The sequence below is a fragment of the Microbacterium sp. Y355 genome (genome assembly GCF_059445345.1).
Genome location: NZ_JCAIUD010000001.1, coordinates 147835 through 167315 on the forward strand (window position 1 = coordinate 147835; position 19481 = coordinate 167315).

At 63.6% G+C, this 19481-nt stretch carries 19 protein-coding genes and 2 tRNA genes; 19 read left to right on the forward strand and 2 right to left on the reverse strand.

Going from position 1 to position 19481, the window contains the following annotated elements:
- The first annotated feature begins 23 nt into the window (after window positions 1–23).
- The 16 genes from AC1C2O_RS00750 (at window position 24) to AC1C2O_RS00825 (ending at window position 15851) form a co-directional block, all read left to right on the forward strand.
- Window positions 24–461, forward strand: a complete 438-nt coding sequence (locus tag AC1C2O_RS00750; RefSeq protein WP_495428519.1) for a MarR family winged helix-turn-helix transcriptional regulator — start codon at window positions 24–26, stop codon at window positions 459–461.
- Window positions 462–526: 65 nt separating this feature from the next.
- Complete coding sequence (locus tag AC1C2O_RS00755) at window positions 527–1216, forward strand: DUF4129 domain-containing protein (RefSeq protein WP_495428520.1); 690 nt, start codon at window positions 527–529, stop codon at window positions 1214–1216.
- Window positions 1213–1683 (forward strand): hypothetical protein, encoded by a 471-nt coding sequence (locus AC1C2O_RS00760; protein WP_495428521.1) that lies wholly within the window; start codon window positions 1213–1215, stop codon window positions 1681–1683. The genes AC1C2O_RS00755 and AC1C2O_RS00760 overlap by 4 nt, the downstream gene beginning before the upstream one ends.
- Window positions 1680–2681, forward strand: coding sequence for an AAA family ATPase (locus tag AC1C2O_RS00765; protein ID WP_495428522.1), 1002 nt, complete (start codon window positions 1680–1682; stop codon window positions 2679–2681). The genes AC1C2O_RS00760 and AC1C2O_RS00765 overlap by 4 nt, the downstream gene beginning before the upstream one ends.
- Window positions 2682–2692: 11 nt before the next feature.
- Window positions 2693–3943 carry a DUF58 domain-containing protein gene (locus tag AC1C2O_RS00770; protein WP_495428523.1) on the forward strand — a complete coding sequence of 417 codons (1251 nt, stop codon included), beginning with the start codon at window positions 2693–2695 and terminating at the stop codon, window positions 3941–3943.
- A complete protein-coding gene (locus AC1C2O_RS00775; RefSeq protein ID WP_495428524.1) occupies window positions 3940–4470 on the forward strand; it encodes a hypothetical protein in 531 nt (176 codons plus the stop codon). Before AC1C2O_RS00770 ends, AC1C2O_RS00775 begins: the two co-directional genes overlap by 4 nt.
- Window positions 4471–4516: 46 nt before the next feature.
- On the forward strand, window positions 4517–7405 hold the full coding sequence (gene uvrA / locus AC1C2O_RS00780) for an excinuclease ABC subunit UvrA (RefSeq protein ID WP_495428525.1): 2889 nt from the start codon (window positions 4517–4519) through the stop codon (window positions 7403–7405).
- A complete protein-coding gene (gene uvrC / locus AC1C2O_RS00785) occupies window positions 7405–9306 on the forward strand; it encodes an excinuclease ABC subunit UvrC (RefSeq protein WP_495428526.1) in 1902 nt (633 codons plus the stop codon). Before uvrA ends, uvrC begins: the two co-directional genes overlap by 1 nt.
- Window positions 9307–9335: 29 nt before the next feature.
- On the forward strand, window positions 9336–10208 hold the full coding sequence (gene rapZ / locus AC1C2O_RS00790; protein ID WP_495428527.1) for an RNase adapter RapZ: 873 nt from the start codon (window positions 9336–9338) through the stop codon (window positions 10206–10208).
- Window positions 10209–10278: 70 nt separating this feature from the next.
- Window positions 10279–11256, forward strand: a complete 978-nt coding sequence (whiA, locus tag AC1C2O_RS00795) for a DNA-binding protein WhiA (RefSeq protein ID WP_495428528.1) — start codon at window positions 10279–10281, stop codon at window positions 11254–11256.
- A 160-nt stretch (window positions 11257–11416) separates the two neighbouring features.
- Entirely contained in the window at window positions 11417–12043 is a 627-nt protein-coding gene (locus tag AC1C2O_RS00800; protein ID WP_495428529.1) for a superoxide dismutase, read from the forward strand.
- Window positions 12044–12148: 105 nt separating this feature from the next.
- Complete coding sequence (gene gap / locus AC1C2O_RS00805; protein ID WP_495428530.1) at window positions 12149–13159, forward strand: type I glyceraldehyde-3-phosphate dehydrogenase; 1011 nt, start codon at window positions 12149–12151, stop codon at window positions 13157–13159.
- A 7-nt stretch (window positions 13160–13166) separates the two neighbouring features.
- Entirely contained in the window at window positions 13167–14381 is a 1215-nt protein-coding gene (locus AC1C2O_RS00810; RefSeq protein WP_495428531.1) for a phosphoglycerate kinase, read from the forward strand.
- On the forward strand, window positions 14372–15163 hold the full coding sequence (gene tpiA, locus AC1C2O_RS00815) for a triose-phosphate isomerase (protein ID WP_495428532.1): 792 nt from the start codon (window positions 14372–14374) through the stop codon (window positions 15161–15163). Before AC1C2O_RS00810 ends, tpiA begins: the two co-directional genes overlap by 10 nt.
- An 80-nt stretch (window positions 15164–15243) precedes the next feature.
- Window positions 15244–15492, forward strand: a complete 249-nt coding sequence (secG, locus tag AC1C2O_RS00820; RefSeq protein ID WP_495428533.1) for a preprotein translocase subunit SecG — start codon at window positions 15244–15246, stop codon at window positions 15490–15492.
- A 2-nt stretch (window positions 15493–15494) separates the two neighbouring features.
- On the forward strand, window positions 15495–15851 hold the full coding sequence (locus AC1C2O_RS00825; RefSeq protein ID WP_495428534.1) for an RNA polymerase-binding protein RbpA: 357 nt from the start codon (window positions 15495–15497) through the stop codon (window positions 15849–15851).
- A gap of 105 nt (window positions 15852–15956) precedes the next feature.
- Here AC1C2O_RS00825 and AC1C2O_RS00830 read toward each other — a convergent pair whose 3' ends face one another.
- Window positions 15957–17096 (reverse strand): hypothetical protein, encoded by a 1140-nt coding sequence (locus tag AC1C2O_RS00830; RefSeq protein WP_495428535.1) that lies wholly within the window; start codon window positions 17094–17096, stop codon window positions 15957–15959.
- A 23-nt stretch (window positions 17097–17119) separates the two neighbouring features.
- Window positions 17120–17193: transfer RNA gene (locus AC1C2O_RS00835), tRNA-Gly, on the reverse strand.
- 105 nt (window positions 17194–17298) lie between these two features.
- Between AC1C2O_RS00835 and AC1C2O_RS00840 the strand changes: the two genes are divergently transcribed.
- The 3 genes from AC1C2O_RS00840 (at window position 17299) to AC1C2O_RS00850 (ending at window position 19472) form a co-directional block, all read left to right on the forward strand.
- Window positions 17299–17372 (forward strand) — tRNA-Pro (locus AC1C2O_RS00840).
- A gap of 63 nt (window positions 17373–17435) precedes the next feature.
- Window positions 17436–18926, forward strand: a complete 1491-nt coding sequence (tig, locus tag AC1C2O_RS00845) for a trigger factor (RefSeq protein ID WP_495428536.1) — start codon at window positions 17436–17438, stop codon at window positions 18924–18926.
- 66 nt (window positions 18927–18992) lie between these two features.
- Complete coding sequence (locus AC1C2O_RS00850; RefSeq protein WP_495428537.1) at window positions 18993–19472, forward strand: tetratricopeptide repeat protein; 480 nt, start codon at window positions 18993–18995, stop codon at window positions 19470–19472.
- The last annotated feature ends 9 nt before the right edge of the window (window positions 19473–19481 follow it).

Genomic DNA, 19481 nt, shown 5'->3' on the forward strand with positions numbered 1-19481 from the left:
AGCGCGATATGTATAATCGAACTGTGAAGAGTTCCGATGACCTGCTCAAGCTGGAGAACCAGCTCTGCTTTGCACTCGTGACGGCAGCCCGCAACGTCGTATCGATCTATCGGCCGATCCTCGAGCCGCTGGGGCTCACCCATCCGCAGTACCTGGTGATGCTTGCTCTGTGGGAGCGGTCGCCCCGAACACTGAACGATCTTGCGGCCGACCTCGCGCTCGACTCCGCAACTGCCTCGCCGCTGGTCAAAAGGCTAGAGAAAGAGGGACTCATTGCGCGCGAACGCAGCAGCGCAGATGAGCGTCGCCTCGACATCACACTCACCGATGCGGGAAGAGCACTTCGCGCCCGCGCTGTCGATGTGCCGCACCAGGTGATGGCCGCGGTGCACATGAACGTCGAGCAGGTCGCGACTCTCCGTGACGGGTTATCCCCATTTTCTGGTCGCGTGGACAAGTGACTTGCGCCCACCCCATAGGGTGAGGACATGCGCTGCGTCACACCAATCTATGGTCGGTGCGTGGCGTGAAGCGGCTCGCACTCTTCGGCTCTGTCGCCGGTCTGTTTCTGATCGTCATGATCGCGGCATCCGTGCAGGGGATCCCTGAGATCAACCCTCCGGACCTTGAACCGCGCGAGATTCCGCCTCTCCAAGCGACCACCGAACCGATGCCGACGGGCACACCGACTCCGCTTCCGGAGTCGAACTCAGACATCGTCAGCGCAATCATCGGGATCATCTTCATTGTGCTTGCGAGCGCTGCCGCGATCGCGATCATCGTGCTGGTGGTTCGCGCGCTGATGCGCGCATGGCGCGATCGTCCCATGCGCATCCGCGATGGGAGCGAGGTCGGCCAAGACCTCGAAGAGCAAGCGCTGCCCGAAGAACCTGACGCTGCAGCTCCGGTAATCCGTCGCGGCATCGAAGGTGCGCTGCGGATCATCGATGAGCGCGTTGTTCCGACCGACGCGATCATCGCAGCGTGGGTCGGCCTCGAGGAGAGTGCAGCGGATGCGGGGATCGCACGCGGCGTGAGCGAAACACCATCAGAGTTCGCGTTGCGCATCATCACCCGCCGTGAGGGCATCTCAGATGCCGCGCAAGAGCTGCTGCGACTGTACGAGAGCGTCCGCTTCGGAGGCCACGCAGCCGGCGAGGACGACCGCGACAGCGCACGCGCCGCGCTCCGGATCATCGAAAAGGGGTGGCGATGACGCGTTCTCGAATCTTTGTCGCGCTCGCGGTTGCCGGTGTTGTGACGCTCATTCTGTTCTTCGCCGTCGGCGTGGAACTGGTGTTCGCGATCGCATGGGCTGTGCTCGCCGGACTCCTGGCGCTGCTGTCACAGCTTGCACTCCCGGATGACCCCAGAGTCGATGCGCCTGACATCCCTGCCGGGCCCGAGCGTCGCGGAACCGCGATCGCACAGATGGCATGGTCTCTGAATCCGAGCACGGGACATGCCGGTGAGCTCATCACCCGTCGGGTGCGCAGAACGCTCAGTCGCAGCTTGCGGCGCCATGGGCTCGACACCGAGAATCCCGAGCACCGGAATCAGATCGACGCGCTGGTGGGGATCGACGTCTGGGATCGGCTCGTCGGACCTGGAACGAAGCGTCAGGACCTCGAACGCGCTCTGGATACCATCGACAGGCTTTCACCGACGAAGGAGAAGAAATGACCGAGAACACCTCGATCGCCCGGAGCACCTCGATCGCCCAGGACACCTCGATCGCAGAAACCGGTGCTCAGATCCTCGCCGCCGTTCGCACCGTCGTGGTCGGGATGGACAACCCGGTCGAGATCGCACTGGCGACAATTCTCGCCGGCGGTCACGTGCTGTTCGAAGATGTGCCTGGACTTGGCAAAACGCTCGCGGCCAGAAGCTTGGCATCCGCTCTCGGTCTCGACTTCCGCCGCCTGCAATGCACGCCGGACATGCTCCCTGGAGACGTGACAGGGTCGTATGTCTACGCGCCGGATACCGGCGAGTTCGTATTTCGCCCCGGGCCGATCTTCACCGGTCTGCTGCTTGCCGACGAGATCAACCGCACGACACCGAAGACACAATCGGCCATGTTGGAGGCGATGGCGGAGCGCCAGGTGACCGTTGAGGGCAACAGCTTTCCGCTCGCCGCGCCCTTCCACGTGATCGCGACGTCGAACCCGATTGAATACGAAGGCACGTATGCCCTGCCGGAGGCACAGCTTGATCGCTTCATGGTGCGACTGTCTGTGGGATACCCGGAGGAGTCCGGCGAGACTCAGATTCTGATGAACCGCATCGCTCGTCAGCAGGAGGCAACCAGCGTGGCGCCGGTGATCGATGCGGCGCGGCTCGTCGAAGTGCAGCAGGCCGTCGAAGCGATCCACGTGCATCCGGACATCGCGCGATACTGCGTGGATATCGCCCGCGCCACACGTCACGCGCAGAACGTCGCAGTCGGAGCGTCGCCGCGCGGATCGTTGGGACTGCTTCTGCTCGGCCGCGCTCTGGCTGCGCTGGACGGCCGCGAGTTTGTGCGCCCCGATGACATCAAGCGAATCGCTGTGCCGGTGCTCGCGCATCGCCTGACCCTGACGCCGCAGGCTTGGGCGCAGGGGGTCAGCGCCGAGCAGGTGATTCAGGGCATTGTGAGTCAGGTGCCAGTGCCGCCGACGGTGGGTGCGCCGGCGTGAAGGTCGGTTCTATGCAGAGCCGCTGGGGGCCTGGGCTGGTGCTCGCCTTCGCCTGTGCCGCTGCGCTCGCGGGTTTGGGACTGATCTTCTCGCGGCCCGACGTCGTTGCGATGGGAATGCCGCTGGCGTTGCTGAGCGGAGCGGCGCTGAATCGGCGCCATGATGCGGAATCAGTTGCGGTCACGCTGAGGGCGCTGCCCGCCGAAAACGACGACGGAGTCCTGCGCACCGAGATCAACGTCACGGGGGACGCGGAGCTGGCCGAACTCGTCGTGGTGCAGTCAGAGCGGCGTCGACGCCATCTGCTTGTGCCCGTCGGCGGCGCGTCTGTGATCTCGCTCAGTCGGTCGCTGCACTCGGGGCCCGTCACCGCGGTGAAGGCATCCGCTCGGGGACTCTCCGTCGATGGCGCGGTGCTCGGCGCTGCAACGGCGATCACACAGTCTGTCCGCAGCATTGCTCCCGCTGAGACTTCGCTGCCGTTGCTGCCACTATCGCCAAGACTGACCGGCATGCACGGCAGTCATGAAGGGCGGCGGCAGGGTCAGGGCGGCGACTTCCGAGATACCCATCAATTCGTTCCAGGGGATGAGCTGCGTCGCGTGGACTGGCGTGCCACCGCTCGCATGGCGCGCCGGCCAGGCGATCTGATGGTGCGACGCACGAACACTCTGAGTGACGCGACTGTCGTCATCGCAATGGACACGGCAGATGATCTGGGCGCTGCGGTGGCGACGTGGGGGAGCGGTGATCTGGAACGCAGTGGCGTGACCTCGCTTGATCTCTCGCGGCAGGCGGCACGGTCGATTGCCACCGCCGCTATCGCCGCGGGGGACCGAGTGACACTGCACGTGCTCATGCATGGCGGGCGTTCGGTGCGCAGTGGGGCTGGCGCCCGGCATCTGGCCCGCGTCGAAGCGGCGATCGCCGCGACCGGACAGGCCGGCGAAGATACGCGATTTCGCCGGACACCGCCGGTGCCTCACGGTTCGGTGATCTTCGTGCTCTCGACGTTCTTCGACGGTGCGGCATCCGATATCGCCCTGATGTGGCGGGCAGCAGGACATCGTGTGGTCGCGGTCGACATCTTGCCGGTGCTTGATCGCGCGAGGCTGAGCAGAGAACAGCAGGTGGCGCTGCGCACCGTCCTGGCCGAGCGCGAAGAAGTGCTGCATGACCTGGGCAACGCCGGTGTCGACACAGCGGCGTGGGGGAACGACGTGGGAGCGGCGTTGCGCGCGATGGCGAGGACCAGACAATGAGCGGACTCCGTCGCACGAACGATCGACTTCGCACCGCCGCTTCGATTTCAGCGGTCGGACTGCGTGCATTGTTCATCGTGTTTGTCTCTGTCGTGGCCTTCCTGCTTGTGCCGGTGACCGGCTGGCAGATCGCCGTCGTGGCGGCAGCTGTGTTGGGCGTGATCGTGCCGCAGAGCTTCGGCGGATGGTTCTCGATCGCAGGCGTCGCCGTCGGAATGTTGATGAACGATCCCAGCATCTGGCGGGCAATGGTCGCTGTGCTCGCCGTGCACATCATCCATGTCGTGTCGTCGCTGCTATTGGTGATCCCGTGGCGTTCTCGGGTGGTGCTCGCAGCCCTGTGGCCGAGCATGCGCCGTGTGCTGCTCATCCAACTCATCGCTCAACCGCTGACGCTGCTGGTGATGCTGGCGTTCCTCTCAGGGGTAGTGACCGTGGCCGGCGCGGCGATCATCGGGGCCGGCGCGCTGGTGTCATTCGCGATCCTGTTCCTGCTGCGGACGAAACGCGCTGAGCGGCGTTCCTGAACGTTGTAGCGGAGCCAATGTCTGTGGCCCCTCGTAGACTTGTTCGGTGCCTATTGTCCCCGTAGTCAGCGCCGGAAAACTCAGTGTTCGCGGTGCCCGCGTCCACAACCTCAAGAACGTCGACATCGATATCCCACGCGACTCGCTCGTCGTGTTCACCGGCCTGTCCGGATCCGGGAAGTCCAGTCTCGCTTTCGACACGATCTTCGCCGAAGGCCAGCGTCGTTACGTCGAATCGCTGAGCGCCTACGCGCGGCAGTTCCTCGGACAGGTCGACCGTCCTGACGTCGACTTCATCGAGGGGCTAAGCCCCGCAGTGTCGATCGATCAGAAATCGACGAACCGTAACCCGCGCTCGACGGTCGGCACGATCACCGAGATCTATGACTACATGCGGCTGCTCTGGGCGCGCATCGGCATCCCGCACTGTCCGGAATGCGGGGAGAAGATCCAGCGCCAGACGGTGCAGCAGATCGCGGATCAGCTCATGGAGCTGCCAGACCGCACCCGCTACCAGATCGTGGCGCCGATCGTCTCGCAGAAGAAGGGCGAGTTCGTCGACCTGTTCCGCGAGCTCGGCGCGAAGGGCTATTCGCGGGCCATCGTCGACGGCGATCTCATCCAGTTGGCTGAGCCGCCGACGCTGAAGAAGAGCTACAAGCACGACATCGCCGTGGTCGTCGACCGACTCGTCGCATCCGATGACATTCTCGGCCGCGTCACCGACTCCGTCGAGACCGCGCTGGGCCTCGCCGACGGCGTCGTGCAGGTCAACTTCGTCGAGGCGGAGGGCGAAGACGCCTGGCAGTCATACTCTGAGAATCTGGCTTGCCCCAACGGGCACGCGATCACGCTCACCGAGATCGAGCCGCGCACCTTCTCGTTCAACGCCCCATTCGGCGCCTGCCCGACCTGTTCCGGTCTCGGCACACGCATGTCCGTCGACGTCGATCTGATGCTGGGCGATGAAGAACTCTCCATCCGCGAGGGGGCCATCATCCCGTGGACGACGCAGGGCAAGGGGTTGTTCCAGTACTACGAGCGACTCCTCGATGGTCTTGCTCGTGACCTGAACTTCGATCTCGACACGCCGTGGAAAGACCTGCGCGTAGACGTGCAGGATGCCATTCTCCGTGGCGAGAACTACAAGGTCACGGTCAAGTGGAAGAACCGCTACGGCCGGGAGATGCGTTATGCCTCCGGCTTCGAGGGTGTGGTGCCATACATCGAACGTCAGTACGCGCAAGCAGAGAGCGACAATCAGCGCGCGCGCTGGGGCGAGTACCTCCGCGAAGTGCCGTGCCCCGCGTGCGATGGCAACCGTCTCAAGCCTGAGGTGCTTGCCGTCAAGGTGCACGGGCACTCGATCGCCGAGGTCTCGCACCTGAGCCTGGCCGACGCGCACGATTTCATGGCGACGCTGAGTCTCACCGACCGTGAGGCGAAGATCGCGGCTCAGGTGCTGCGCGAGATTCGACTCCGTCTTGACTTCCTGTTGCAGGTGGGCCTCGCATACCTGAATCTCAGTCGCGCGGCCGGCTCACTCTCCGGCGGTGAAGCGCAGCGCATCCGTCTGGCGACCCAGATCGGTTCCGGGCTCACCGGTGTGCTCTACGTTCTCGATGAGCCGTCGATCGGCCTGCACCAGCGCGACAATCGACGTCTGATCGACACTCTGCAGAAGTTGCGTGACCTCGGAAATACGTTGATCGTCGTCGAACACGATGAAGAGACGATCGAGGCGGCCGACTGGGTCGTCGATATCGGACCTGGTGCTGGAGTCAACGGCGGCTCTGTCGTGCACTCGGGGCCGTACTCGGCGCTGCTCAGCGAAACAGAGTCGATGACCGGCGACTATCTGGCCGGACGTCGTGAGATTCCGATGCCCAAGAAACGCCGCAAGATCGACAAGAAGCGGTTGCTCAGCGTCGTCGGAGCGCGCGCGAACAATCTGCAGAACGTCACTGCCGACTTCCCACTGGGTGTGCTCACCGCCGTCACCGGCGTGAGCGGCTCAGGCAAGTCTTCGCTGGTCAACGACATCCTCTATCGGGTGCTCGCCTCCAAGCTCAACGGTGCACGCACGCTCGCAGGCAAGCACACTCGCGTGACCGGGCTCGACAACCTCGACAAGGTGGTGCACGTCGATCAGGCGCCCATCGGTCGCACCCCTCGGTCGAACCCGGCGACGTACACCGGTGTCTTCGACCGCATCCGCACACTGTTCAGCGAGACGCCAGAAGCGAAGGTGCGTGGCTACCTGCCTGGCCGGTTCAGCTTCAACGTCAAGGGTGGGCGTTGCGATGCATGCTCCGGCGACGGCACGATCAAGATCGAGATGAACTTCCTGCCTGATGTGTACGTCGACTGCGAGGTCTGCCACGGCAAGCGATACAACCGCGACACGCTCACGGTGCACTACAAGGGCAAGAACATCGCTGAGGTTCTGGAGATGCCGATCGCAGAGGCAGCCGAGTTCTTTGAGCCCATCCAGGCGATCCACCGCTTCATGAAGACGTTGGTCGACGTGGGGCTCGGGTATGTGCGCCTCGGCCAGTCCGCGACTACCCTTTCGGGCGGTGAAGCGCAGCGCGTCAAGCTCGCCACAGAGCTTCAGCGCCGCAGCAACGGCCGCAGCATCTACGTTCTCGACGAACCGACCACCGGCTTGCATTTCGAGGACGTCCGCAAGCTCCTCGAGGTGTTGAACTCTCTCGTGGACAAGGGCAATACCGTGATCGTCATCGAGCACAACCTCGACGTGATCAAGTCCGCAGATTGGGTGATCGACCTCGGACCCGAGGGCGGCTCTGGTGGCGGTCAGATCCTCGCCACCGGCACTCCGGAGCAGATTGCTCGTGTTGAGGAGAGCCACACGGGCATGTTCCTCGGTGAGATCCTCGGCGCGGGACGCGGGGCACGGAAGGCCAGCTGATGGCCGACGTTTTACCTTACAAGCCCAAACAGGGCGAGATCCCGACTGATCCGGGTGTGTACCGGTTCCGGGATGCTGAGGGGCGTGTGCTGTACGTCGGCAAGGCGAAGAACCTGCGCCAGCGGCTCTCGAACTACTTCGCCCCTCTGCGCACATTGCATGAGCGCACCAGAAGGATGGTCACCACAGCGGCCTCTGTGGAATGGACCGTCGTCCCGACCGACGTGGACTCGCTGCAACTCGAGTACATGTGGATCAAGGAGTTCGATCCGCCGTTCAACGTGCGCTACAAGGACGACAAGTCCTATCCGTTTATGGCGGTGACGCTCGGTGATGAAGCACCGCGCGTACTGGTCACACGCAATCGAAAGATCCCTCGAGCGCGGTACTTCGGTCCGTACCCGAAGGTATGGGCGGTGCACGAGACGATCGACCTGATGGTCAAGGCTTTCCCCATCCGCACGTGTAGCGATGCCAGCTACAAGCGCGCCATGGCGACAGGGCGGCCCTGCTTTCCCGGGCAGATCGGCAAGTGCGGTGGCCCCTGCTCGATGAAGGTGACGATCGAGGAACACCGGGCGATGGTCGACGACTTTGTCGCGTTCATGGCAGGCGGAGACGAGCGTTTCGCCAAGGAACTCACCAAGCGGATGCTGGCGGCCTCTGCTGCCATGGATTATGAGGCGGCCGCGAAGTATCGCGACCAGCTGGCCTCGATCGCGGCTGTGCTCGGAAAAAGCTCTCTTGTGCTGCCTGCGGACGAGGATGCTGATCTGTTCGGCATTGCAGAGGACGAACTCGCGGCCACTGTGCAGCACTTCGTGATCCGCGGTGGACGCGTGCGGGGAGTACGCGCGACGACGATCGAGAAGGAGATCGACATCTCCGGTTCCGAGCTCGTCGACCAGGTGCTGCAGCGCGCCTACGGCGAGGGTGTTGATGTGCCGCGGCGCGTGCTTGTGCCCTCGCTCCCGGACGACGCACCAGAGCTGGAGATGTGGCTGCGTGAACGCCGTGGCCGCAAGGTCGAGATCGCCGTGGCGCAGCGTGGCCAGCGTGCGGAAATGATGCGTACGGCAACGCTCAACGCGCAGCAGGCACTCATTCGTCACAAGACTCGTCGCACCACTGACTACGTGGCGCGCACCCAGGCCCTCACCGACCTGCAGGAGGCGCTCGACCTTGGCACCGCGCCACTGCGCATCGAGTGCTACGACATTTCGCATCTCGGCGGCACGAATGTCGTCGCATCCATGGTCGTGTTCGAAGACGGACTGCCGCGGAAAGATCAGTACCGATCGTTCAACATCGCCGAGACGACGGATGACACTGACTCGATGTACCAGGTGCTCATGCGTCGTCTGGCATATCTGGACCGGCCGGATGATGCCGAGTTGCTCGCCGTGGATGCTGACCCACTCGCCGACGGCGAAGAGGTCGTCACGACCCGCAAGAAGCCCCGCTTCTCGTATCCGCCGCAACTGCTGCTCGTTGACGGTGGAAAGCCACAGGTAGAGGCGGCGGCCCGCGCACTGCGCGACTCCGGGCACACCGAGATCGGACTGTGCGGCATCGCGAAACGATTGGAAGAGGTGTGGCTGCCGGGAGAGGACTTCCCCGTGATCCTGCCCCGCACCAGTGAGGCACTCTATCTGCTGCAGCGGCTGCGCGATGAGGCGCACAGGTTCGCCATCATCCATCAGCGCAAGCGCCGCAGAAGCGACATCTCCACGGTGCTCGAGGAGGTTCCTGGCCTCGGTGCGTCACGTATCAAGGTGCTGCTGAAGCACTTCGGATCAGTGACCGCACTGCGCAGTGCGACGTCGGTTCAGATTCAGGAAGTGCAGGGAATCGGCCCTGCACTGGCGCAGAGCATCCACACTCACCTCGCGACTCGATAGGCTGGCCTTCACAGCGAGAAGGAGAACCGATGGCCGACGAGGAGAAGAACGAGTTCCTCATCGTCACCGGCATGTCCGGTGCAGGACGTTCAACAGTGGCGAATGCGCTGGAGGATCTTGACTGGTACGTCGTCGACAACCTCCCGCCGCAAATGCTGCGCCCACTGCTCGATCTCACCGAACTCGGTGGTGGAGCACTTCCCAAGGTTGCCGCCGTCGTCGATGTGCGTGGCCGCAATCTGTTCAACGACTTCCCCGAAGTGGCACGTGCTCTTCGTTCGCGAGGCAGTGTCAAAGTGGTCTTCCTCGACGCCTCTGACGACGTGCTCGTTCGTCGGTTCGAGTCGGTGCGCAGGCCACATCCGCTGCAGGACGACGGCACGCTGCTCGACGGCATTCGTCTGGAGCGTTCTCGACTGACGCTGGTGCGAGAGGCTGCAGACATCGTCATCGACACTTCGTCGTTGAACATTCACCAGCTCGCGACGCAGGTCTCCGAGACCTTCTCCGAGGAGGGTGCAGCCCGGCACCGACTGACGATCCTGAGCTTCGGATTCAAATATGGTCTGCCAACCGACGTGGATCTGGTCGCCGATATGCGTTTTCTCCCGAACCCTTACTGGAACGAAGAGCTGCGCGGACTGACCGGCCAGGACGAGTCAGTACGTGACTACGTGCTCTCTCGCGAGGGTGCCGGTGAGTTTCTTGAGGCATATGCGGCGGCTCTGGAGCCAGTTCTCGCGGGATATCAGCGGGAGAACAAGGGGCACTCGACGGTCGCGATCGGATGCACCGGCGGCAAACATCGCTCCGTCGCGATGTCTGAAGCGCTCGCCAAACGACTGTCGTCGATCCCCGGGATCGCGATCAACGTGCGCCACCGAGACCTAGGCCGAGAATAGATCGGCGCCGCGCCGGGTAAACTAGTTCTTTGCGTCGCGATCCGACGCATGAAGTTTTACAAGGAGTCCCGTGGCACTAACCACCGACGTCAAGGCTGAACTCGTCAGCATCCGCAATGCACCCCCCTCGGTGCGAGTCGCGGAAGTCACCGCAATCCTCCGGTTCGCCGGTGGACTTCACTCGATCGCCGGTCGTGTCGCCGTTGAGGCAGAGGTGGATGCCGATCTGTTGGCACGCCGCGTCGCTCGCGATCTTGCCGAGATCTATGGAGTACGCCCCGAGATCGCCCAGGTGCAATCGTCCGGCTCGCACGATGGCCCACGGTACGCCGTCCGCGTCATCGCCGCGGGGGAGACCCTCGCGCGTCAGACCGGGTTGCTCGATCAGCGCCGTCGCCCCGTGCGGGGGCTGCCGAACAGGCTCACCACAGGATCTCGTGAGGAGATCGCCGGCCTCTGGCGCGGCGCGTTCCTCGCCGCGGGATCGCTCTCTGAGCCTGGTCGCTCGGCAATGCTCGAGGTTTCGTGCCCGACGTCTGAGGCAGCCATGGCGCTCGTCGGCGCCGCTCACCGACTCGGCGTGGCAGCAAAGGCCCGCGAGGTTCGTGGGATGCCGCGCGTGGTTGTGCGCGAAGGCGAAGCGATCCGATCGATTCTGAGCCAGATGGGTGCGCAGAAGACTGCAGCCACCTGGGAAGAGATGCGTCAGCGCCGTGAAGTGCGCGCCGGTGTCAACAGGCTCGTCAATTTCGACGATGCGAACCTGCGACGTTCTGCGCAGGCGGCCGTAGCGGCATGCGCTCGTGTTGAGCGTGCGCTGGAGATTCTCGCCGAGGACGTTCCTGACCACCTGCGCCTCGCAGGTGAGCTGCGCCTCGCGCACCGCGACGCGAGTCTCGATGAGCTCGGCCATCACGCGGAGCCACCGCTGACGAAGGACGCCGTCGCTGGCCGCATCCGTCGCCTCTTGGCGATGGCAGACAAGCGCGCTCAGCAGGAGGGCATCTCCGGAACTGAAGCAGCGGTCCCGGTCGGCCTCGACGTCTAATCCTCACGCCGATGCAGGATGAATTTCTGTCATCGAAGGAAGGATCCCCACCGTGGGGGCGTTGTCGTCGATAAGATGAAAAAGTCTGCTCCTCGCCGCATTTCGGTGGCGCGGAGGACCGACAAGCGCCGCGGCGCGGCGCGGATTGGATGAAAGCGACATGGCGATCTACACGCTCCCTGACCTCCCCTACGACTTCGCGGCGCTGGAACCGCACATCAGCGGCAAGATCATGGAACTGCACCATGACAAGCACCACCAGGCATACGTCACCGGCGCAAACGCGGCTCTCGACGGCCTCGCCGAGGCTCGCGACAGCGGGAATCTGGCCAACGTGAACAAGCTCGAGAAGGATCTTGCGTTCAACCTCGGCGGTCACGTCAACCACTCGATCTTCTGGACCAACCTCTCCCCGAACGGTGGCGGAGCGCCCGAGGGCGAGTTGAAGGCCGCTATCGACGAGTTCTTCGGCTCGTTCGAGAAGTTCCAGGCGCACTTCACTGCCACCGCCATGGGTATCCAGGGGTCGGGTTGGTCCGTGCTCAGCTGGGACTCGATCGGCCAGCGACTGATCATTCAGCAGCTGTTCGACCAGCAGTCGAATGCGGCCCAGGGCACGATCCCGCTGTTCCAGCTCGACATGTGGGAGCACGCCTTCTACCTGGACTACCTCAACGTGAAGGCGGACTACGTCAAGGCCGCGTGGAACATCGCTAACTGGGAGAACGTCGCACAGCGTTTCGACGTCGCCCGTAAGCAGACGAACGGCCTGCTGGTACTGTCGTAACCAAGACGGGCGTCCTGATGGGCATCGAGCCCGTCGGGACGCCGTTGTCCACGAATTCTCTATCTAAAATGCGCGAGAGCGCTCGAGAAGCAGGGAGAGACCTTAGTGTCTGTCAAGATCGGCATCAACGGCTTCGGCCGTATCGGACGCAACTACTTCCGCGCGGCACTCGCGCAGGGAGCAGACCTCGAAATCGTCGCGGTCAACGACCTCACCGACAACAAGACCCTGGCGCACCTGCTCAAGTACGACTCCGTCAGCGGCGTACTCGATGCTGAGGTCAGTTACGACGATGACAGCATCACTGTCAACGGCAAGAAGATCAAGGCGTTCGCAGAGCGCGACCCCTCGAACCTCCCGTGGGGCGAGCTGGGTGTTGACATCGTCATCGAGTCGACCGGCTTCTTCACCAAGGGTCCCCTCGCACAGAAGCACATCGATGCAGGAGCCAAGAAGGTCCTGATCTCGGCTCCTGGCACCGACGTCGACGCCACGTTCGTCATGGGCGTGAACGAGGACACCTACGACGCGGCTGCGCACAACATCATCTCCAACGCATCCTGCACCACCAACTGCCTCGCTCCGCTGGCTCAGGTCTTCAACGACGAGTTCGGCATCGTCCGTGGCTTCATGATGACGGCGCACGCGTACACAGCTGACCAGAACCTGCAGGACGGGCCGCACAGCGACCTGCGCCGCGCACGTGGTGCTGCGATCAACATCACCCCGGCATCCACCGGCGCCGCAAAGGCGATCGGCGTTGTGCTCCCCGAGCTCAACGGCAAGCTCAGCGGCTCTTCATACCGCGTGCCGATTCCCACCGGCTCGATCGTCGACCTGACGATCATCGCCGAGCGTGAAGACCTCACGGTCGATGAGGTCAACGCTGCATACAAGAAGGCAGCGGCTGACGGTCGCCTGGTCGGCTTCCTGCAGTACAACGAGGACGAGATCGTCTCGAGCGACATCGTGCACAACGCGCACTCGTCGGTCTTCGACTCGACGCTGACCAACGTCAGCGGCAACCTCGTGAAGGTCTCGAGCTGGTACGACAACGAGTGGGGCTACTCCAACCGTCTCGTCGACCTCACCGAGTACGTCGCAGAGCGTATCTGAGTTCGTCATGACTCTGCGCACCCTGGATTCGCTGGGTTCGCTCGAAGGCAAGCGCGTCATCGTCCGTTGTGACCTCAACGTCCCCCTCCGGGACGGGGTCATAACGGACGATGGCCGTGTGCGTGCTTCGTTGCCGACTCTGAATGCCCTCATCAACGCCGGAGCACGCGTCATCGTGTGCTCCCATCTGGGTCGCCCCGATGGTGCTCCTGATCCGCAGTACAGTCTCGAACCAGTTGCCCAGCGACTGTCCGAGCTGCTCGGCAAGCCGGTTGCGTTCGCGCGCGACACCGTCGGCGAGTCCGCGCAGGAAGCTGTGGCAGCCATCGACGATGGCGGCATCGTGGTTCTCGAGAACCTGCGCTTCAACGCGGGGGAGACCTCGAAGGATGACGCCACGCGTCGGGCATTCGCGGCCGAGCTCGCGCAACTGGGTGACGCACTCGTTTCCGACGGATTCGGCGTCGTGCACCGCAAGCAGGCGAGTGTCTACGACCTCGCCGAGATCCTGCCGTCAGCGGCCGGCCTGCTGATCGCGACAGAGCTTGACGTGCTGGACCGACTCACCGAGAACCCAGAGCGGCCGTACACGGTTGTTCTCGGGGGTTCGAAGGTCAGCGACAAGCTCGGTGTGATCTCGCACCTGCTGCCGCGCGTCGACCGTATTCTCGTCGGTGGAGGGATGCTGTTCACCTTCCTGAAGGCGCAGGGGCACGCCGTCGGCGCGAGCCTCCTCGAGGAAGACCAGCTCGACACCGTTCGTGGCTACATTGCTGAGGCCGCTGAGCGCGGCGTCGAGATCGTGGTGCCGACGGATGTTGTTGTGGCGGCGTCGTTCGCGGCGGATGCTGCGCACGAGACCGTTGCCGCGGATGCCATCGAGCAGACGTCGTTCGGTGCTTCCGGCATCGGACTCGACATCGGACCGGAGACCGCAGCGGCATTCGCCGAGGCCATCCGCGGTTCGAAGACGGTGTTCTGGAACGGCCCGATGGGCGTGTTCGAGTTCCCCGCGTTCGCGGCGGGAACCAAGGCCGTCGCTCAGGCGCTCACCGAGGTTGATGGCCTCGGCGTCGTTGGCGGCGGCGACTCCGCAGCAGCCGTGCGTCAGCTCGGCTTCTCGGATGACCAGTTCGGTCACATCTCGACGGGCGGAGGCGCAAGCCTCGAGTTCCTCGAGGGCAAGAAACTACCCGGCCTGGAGGTGCTCGGATGGGCGTAACAACCCGTACCCCGCTGATTGCGGGCAACTGGAAGATGAACCTTGACCACCTGCAGGCGGTCGCGTTCGTGCAGAAGCTGCACTGGGCGCTCAAGGACGCGAAGCATGAGGACGGCTCGGTCGAGGTCGCGGTCTTCCCGCCATTCACCGACCTCCGCAGTGTGCAGACGCTGATTGACGCGGACAAGATCCCGTTCGCACTTGGCGCTCAGGATGTCTCCTCACACGACTCCGGTGCGTACACCGGTGAGATCTCCGGTGAGTTCCTCGCAAAGCTCGATGCGAAGTACGTCATCATCGGCCACTCGGAGCGTCGTGAATACCACGCCGAGGGTGACGATGTCGTGGCGGCCAAGGTGCAGGCGGCGCTGAAGCACGGTCTTGTTCCGGTCATCTGCGTCGGTGAGACGGCAGAAGACCTGGAGAAGTTCGGCGCGAGTGCCGTACCGGCCGGTCAGCTCGAGGCCGCGCTCAAGGGTGTTCCGGCATCCGCGGACATCGTCGTTGCCTACGAGCCGGTCTGGGCGATCGGTTCTGGTCAGGCAGCGACTCCGCAGCAGGCGCAGGATGTCTGCGCTGCGCTTCGCGGCGTTCTGGCGAAGACTCTCGACGAGGACGCTGCAGCACGCACCCGCATCCTCTATGGCGGATCGGTGAAGGCAGCGAACATCGCCAGCTTCATGCGTGAGCCTGATGTAGACGGCGCGCTGGTCGGTGGCGCAAGCCTCGTCGCCCAGGACTTCGCCGCAATCATCCGGTTCGAAAAGCACGTCGGCGTATGAGCGGCGGCGGGGCTTCGGCCCCGCCTCCGTCGTATACTTGACGTTCACGGGCACTCTGCCCCATCGAAAGGCTCTCCCTCGTGGCAATTCTTGAGTTCGTCCTGCAGGTTGTGCTGGGCATCACCAGCGTCCTGCTGACTCTCCTCATCCTTCTCCACAAGGGCCGCGGCGGCGGTCTTTCCGACATGTTCGGCGGAGGCATGACTTCTGTGGTCGGTTCATCCGGTCTCGCGGAGCGAAACCTCAACCGCTTCACCATCGTCCTGGCGCTCGTATGGTTCATCTCCATTGTCGCGCTGGGCCTCATCACGAAGCTCGAGGTGATCTGACCATGGCCTCTGGAGGCAATGCGATCCGCGGAACCCGTGTCGGTTCCGGCCCGATGGGTGAGCAGGACCACGGCTACCACGCCGACCGCATTGCGGTGTCTTACTGGGACGGACTCGGCAACGAGACTGTTCGCCACTTCGCCGCTGGTCTCCCCGAAGAGGAGATTCCGGAAACGATCGATCACCCGCAGTCGGGACTCCCGGCCGGGCGCGACAAGGCGAACCCACCGGCGCTCTCGAAGAACGAGCCATACAAGACGCACCTCGCGTATGTGAAGGAACGTCGCACTGACGACGAAGCTGTTCAGCTTCTCGAGGATGCCCTCACACAGGTTCGCGAGCGTCGCGGACAGGCGTGACCCGCTACCACTGAACTCTGACGGAACCGTCGCGGCCTGCGGGTCGTGGCGGTTTTGTCGTACTCCGATGAGAACGGCGCGACGAGGCGGCGCCAGAAACGAATATCAACGACACCCGGCCGCCGCATCGATAAGTGACTGCGGGGGAGCGCCATATGTGGTTGTGCCGTTTGACGCGCTGAGATAGCCCATGCTGATCGCCCAGGCGGTCGCCCAGTTCTCGATGTTCTGCTGGGATGAGTCGTCGTACATGCCATCGCACCTGACGCTGATCGCGTGACCCACTTCGTGCGCGACAAGAGCCTTGCTGCGATCGCCCGGCCAGTACTCGGCAACGGAATTCGACAGCTCGATGTTCGCGTAGCCAGGATCGCCGAACCACCAGGTCGCGTAGCCTCCCATGCTGTCGCCGTAGCCGAAGTCGTTCACCAGCGGTGACCAGTCGAAGTCGAGCAGCAGGCCGGGGGCGAGGCTGCGGGCGAACGCCTCGATCTCGATGCGTGCGTCGTTGAGCGGTCCTGCCTTCTCCAAGAGTTCGGCGTGCTCTGATGCCAGCATCTGCACGACCGCACTCTCCAGATCTGAATATGCGGCGGATGTGGTGCTGTCCAGCGTGTCTGCGGCTGCCCGGACGCGCTCGGTCGCGGACCGCAGCGCGATGATGTCAGGATTCCGTGCGGAGACGTGGCCTGATTCAAATTCTTCTGCGGCGTCAGCTGCCGAGACCAGCGCAGGAGAGCCGGCGCCCTCTAGTGCGCTCACCGCGGCGATTGCATCCTCGCCGGCAGATTCGTAGCTATCGACCAGCTGAGTAGACGTCTCGCGATCGGCGTTGATCTGCATCGTCGCGCCGAACAGCTCCCACGCCCACTCCGGCTTGTCTACGGCCTGAGGCGCCGGCATCTCAACGACAGCGGCGAGGTCCTCCGTGGTGATTTCCGCATCATCAACCGCCACGATGAGAGCTTGTTTCAACGAGACATCCATCAGAATTTCGCTGGCGGAGCCGGCGATGCTGTCAGCTGCTTCAACGGCGTCCTCAAGGATGCTGAGGTCATCAAGCGATTCGGAATGGCTGCGCTCGGCATCCGATTCGACCGATTCGAAAGCGACGAGCGCGTCGTCATAGCTGAGATTCGCTATCAGCTGAATAGCCCCGCAAACGATGCCGAGCGCCGCAACGCCGATGACTACGCGAAGCAGTTTGCGGGTGGTTGACATCGGAGGAGCTGGTGCCTGTGTCACGGCGCATCCTCCCGCGGAAGAGGTGGAGGGGCTGACGAGAATCGAACTCGCATCATCTGTTTGGAAGACAGAGGCTTTACCACTAAGCTACAGCCCCGAACCGAACCCAGGGGTTCAAGAACGGACTCGTCAAGCATAGCGGACGTTGAGACGGCTCCCGTCCGTTAGACTCGTCGAGGCCGATCCCGTACGCGGGACCGACCGGGGCGTAGCTCAGCTTGGTAGAGCGCCCGCTTTGGGAGCGGGAAGTCGCAGGTTCAAATCCTGTCGCCCCGACAACGGCCCCCTAAAACCTCACGGCCGCGCCGTTGCGCGGAAATCCAAAGGAGAACACGAAGCATGGCGAACAGCACCGTCGAGAAGCTGACCCCGACCCGGGTCAAGCTCAGCATCACGGTCACCCCGGACGAACTCAAGCCCAGCATTGCGCACGCATATGAGCACATTGCACAGGACGTCCAGATCCCCGGCTTCCGCAAGGGCAAGGTTCCCGCTCCGATCATCGATCAGCGCATCGGCCGCGGCGCCGTCATCGAGCACGCTGTCAACGAGGGCCTCGACAAGTTCTTCCGCGAAGCAGCACGTGAGAACAACCTGCGAATCGTCGGTCGCCCGTCGGCTGACATCAAGGTGTGGCCCAACGAGAAGGACTTCTCCGGCGACCTGCTCGTCGAGGTCGAGGTTGACGTTCGCCCCGAGATCGAGATTCCTGCGTTCGACGAGGTCACGCTGACCGTTGACGCTGTCGAGGCAGACGAGGAAGCACTGGACGCTGAGCTCGACAAGCTGCGCGCTCGTTTCGGAACGCTGATCCCGGTTGACCGTCCGGCCGCCAAGGGTGACTTCGTTGAGCTCGACCTGGTCGCCACGATCGATGGCGCTGAGATCGACCGCGCCGAAGGCGTTTCCTACGAGGTCGGCTCTGGCGAGCTGCTCGAGGGCATCGACGACGCTATTGAGTCGCTCACCGCCGGTGAAGACACCACGTTCCGCTCGAAGCTGGTCGGCGGCGACAACGCCGGTTCCGAGGCTGAGGTCGCAGTCACCGTCAAGGCAGTCAAGGAGCGCGAGCTTCCTGAGGCTGATGACGACTTCGCTCAGGTTGCCAGCGAGTTCGACACGATCGCCGAGCTGCGCGACAGCCTCGCCGAGCGCGTCAACGAGCAGGCCGTCTTCTCGCAGGGCTCTGCAGCCCGCGACAAGCTCATCGAAGCGCTGCTCGAGCTGACCGAGATCCCTGTTCCGCCGCAGCTCATCGAAGACGAGGTGCACAACCACCTTGAGGGCGAGAACCGCCTTGAGGACGACGAGCATCGCGCCGAGGTGACCATTGCCAGCGAAAAGCAGTTCCGTACGCAGGTGCTGCTCGACACGATCGCCGAGCAGGCCGACGTGCAGGTCTCGCAGGAAGAGCTCAGCCAGTACCTGATCCAGTCGGCTTCGCAGTACGGCATGCAGCCGCAGGAGTTCGTCGAGGCACTGCAGTCCTCGAACCAGCTCCCGTCGCTGGCCGGCGAAGTTGCCCGCAACAAGGCTCTCGCGATCACCCTCGGCAAGGTCAAGGTTGTCGACACCAACGGCAAGCCCGTTGACCTGTCAAGCCTCGTCTCTGTGGACGACGAGGACGAGGCCGCCGAGTCTGAGGCTCCCGTCGACGAGAAGCCCGCGAAGAAGGCTCCGGCCAAGAAGGCTCCTGCGAAGAAGCCGGCCGCCAAGAAGGCCGACGACGCTGAGGCTGCTGACGAAGAGCCCGCTGAGAAGAAGGCTCCGGCCAAGAAGCCCGCCGCCAAGAAGGCGCCGGCCAAGAAGGCTGCCGACAAGGCTGAGTGATCGCGACGCGATTCTGACGAAAAGGCGGATGCTTCGGCATCCGCCTTTTCGCATATGAGGAGGAAAATGAGCGACTGGCAGGAACGAGTCGACGCAGTCTGGGCAGATGATGCAATCACCGATGACGCGCGGATCCGTCTCATTGATGAGCTCGCTACTGAACGAGCGGTCGACGATCCAGTAGCACTGTTCGAACGCGCGGGAGCGCGCGACTCGGCGGGGCTGGAGAACGCGGCGGTGTCCTACTACCGGCGCGCGTTGGCAGGCGCTCTCGACGAGTCTCGTCGCGCTCAGGCAACCATCCAGCTCGCTAGTACGCTACGCAATCTCGGCAAGACCGAAGAGAGCCTTCGGATGCTGAAAGAGGAGCGCGAGCGTGGCGGAGAGCTCGCTGACGCAGCTTCGGCATTCTACGCATTGGCACTTGTCTCTGCGGGCGACGCCGTGGCCGCGGCGTCGGTCGCGCTGGAGACGCTGGCACCGTTCCTCCCGCAGTACCGGAGTTCCGTGGCCGCATACGCCCGCGAACTGCGCACGGCGCGCTGATATGCCGAC

Excerpts from the sequence above, each read along its gene's own strand:
- tpiA (WP_495428532.1), top strand. The coding sequence starts at position 14,372 with ATGGGCGTAACAACCCGTACCCCGCTGATTGCGGGCAACTGGAAGATG.
- AC1C2O_RS00850 (WP_495428537.1), top strand. The coding sequence starts at position 18,993 with ATGAGCGACTGGCAGGAACGAGTCGACGCAGTCTGGGCAGATGATGCA.
- AC1C2O_RS00810 (WP_495428531.1), top strand. The coding sequence starts at position 13,167 with ATGACTCTGCGCACCCTGGATTCGCTGGGTTCGCTCGAAGGCAAGCGC.
- AC1C2O_RS00775 (WP_495428524.1), top strand. The coding sequence starts at position 3,940 with ATGAGCGGACTCCGTCGCACGAACGATCGACTTCGCACCGCCGCTTCG.
- AC1C2O_RS00770 (WP_495428523.1), top strand. The coding sequence starts at position 2,693 with ATGCAGAGCCGCTGGGGGCCTGGGCTGGTGCTCGCCTTCGCCTGTGCC.
- tig (WP_495428536.1), top strand. The coding sequence starts at position 17,436 with ATGGCGAACAGCACCGTCGAGAAGCTGACCCCGACCCGGGTCAAGCTC.
- uvrC (WP_495428526.1), top strand. The coding sequence starts at position 7,405 with ATGGCCGACGTTTTACCTTACAAGCCCAAACAGGGCGAGATCCCGACT.
- AC1C2O_RS00800 (WP_495428529.1), top strand. The coding sequence starts at position 11,417 with ATGGCGATCTACACGCTCCCTGACCTCCCCTACGACTTCGCGGCGCTG.
- rapZ (WP_495428527.1), top strand. The coding sequence starts at position 9,336 with ATGGCCGACGAGGAGAAGAACGAGTTCCTCATCGTCACCGGCATGTCC.
- AC1C2O_RS00760 (WP_495428521.1), top strand. The coding sequence starts at position 1,213 with ATGACGCGTTCTCGAATCTTTGTCGCGCTCGCGGTTGCCGGTGTTGTG.
- AC1C2O_RS00825 (WP_495428534.1), top strand. The coding sequence starts at position 15,495 with ATGGCCTCTGGAGGCAATGCGATCCGCGGAACCCGTGTCGGTTCCGGC.
- AC1C2O_RS00765 (WP_495428522.1), top strand. The coding sequence starts at position 1,680 with ATGACCGAGAACACCTCGATCGCCCGGAGCACCTCGATCGCCCAGGAC.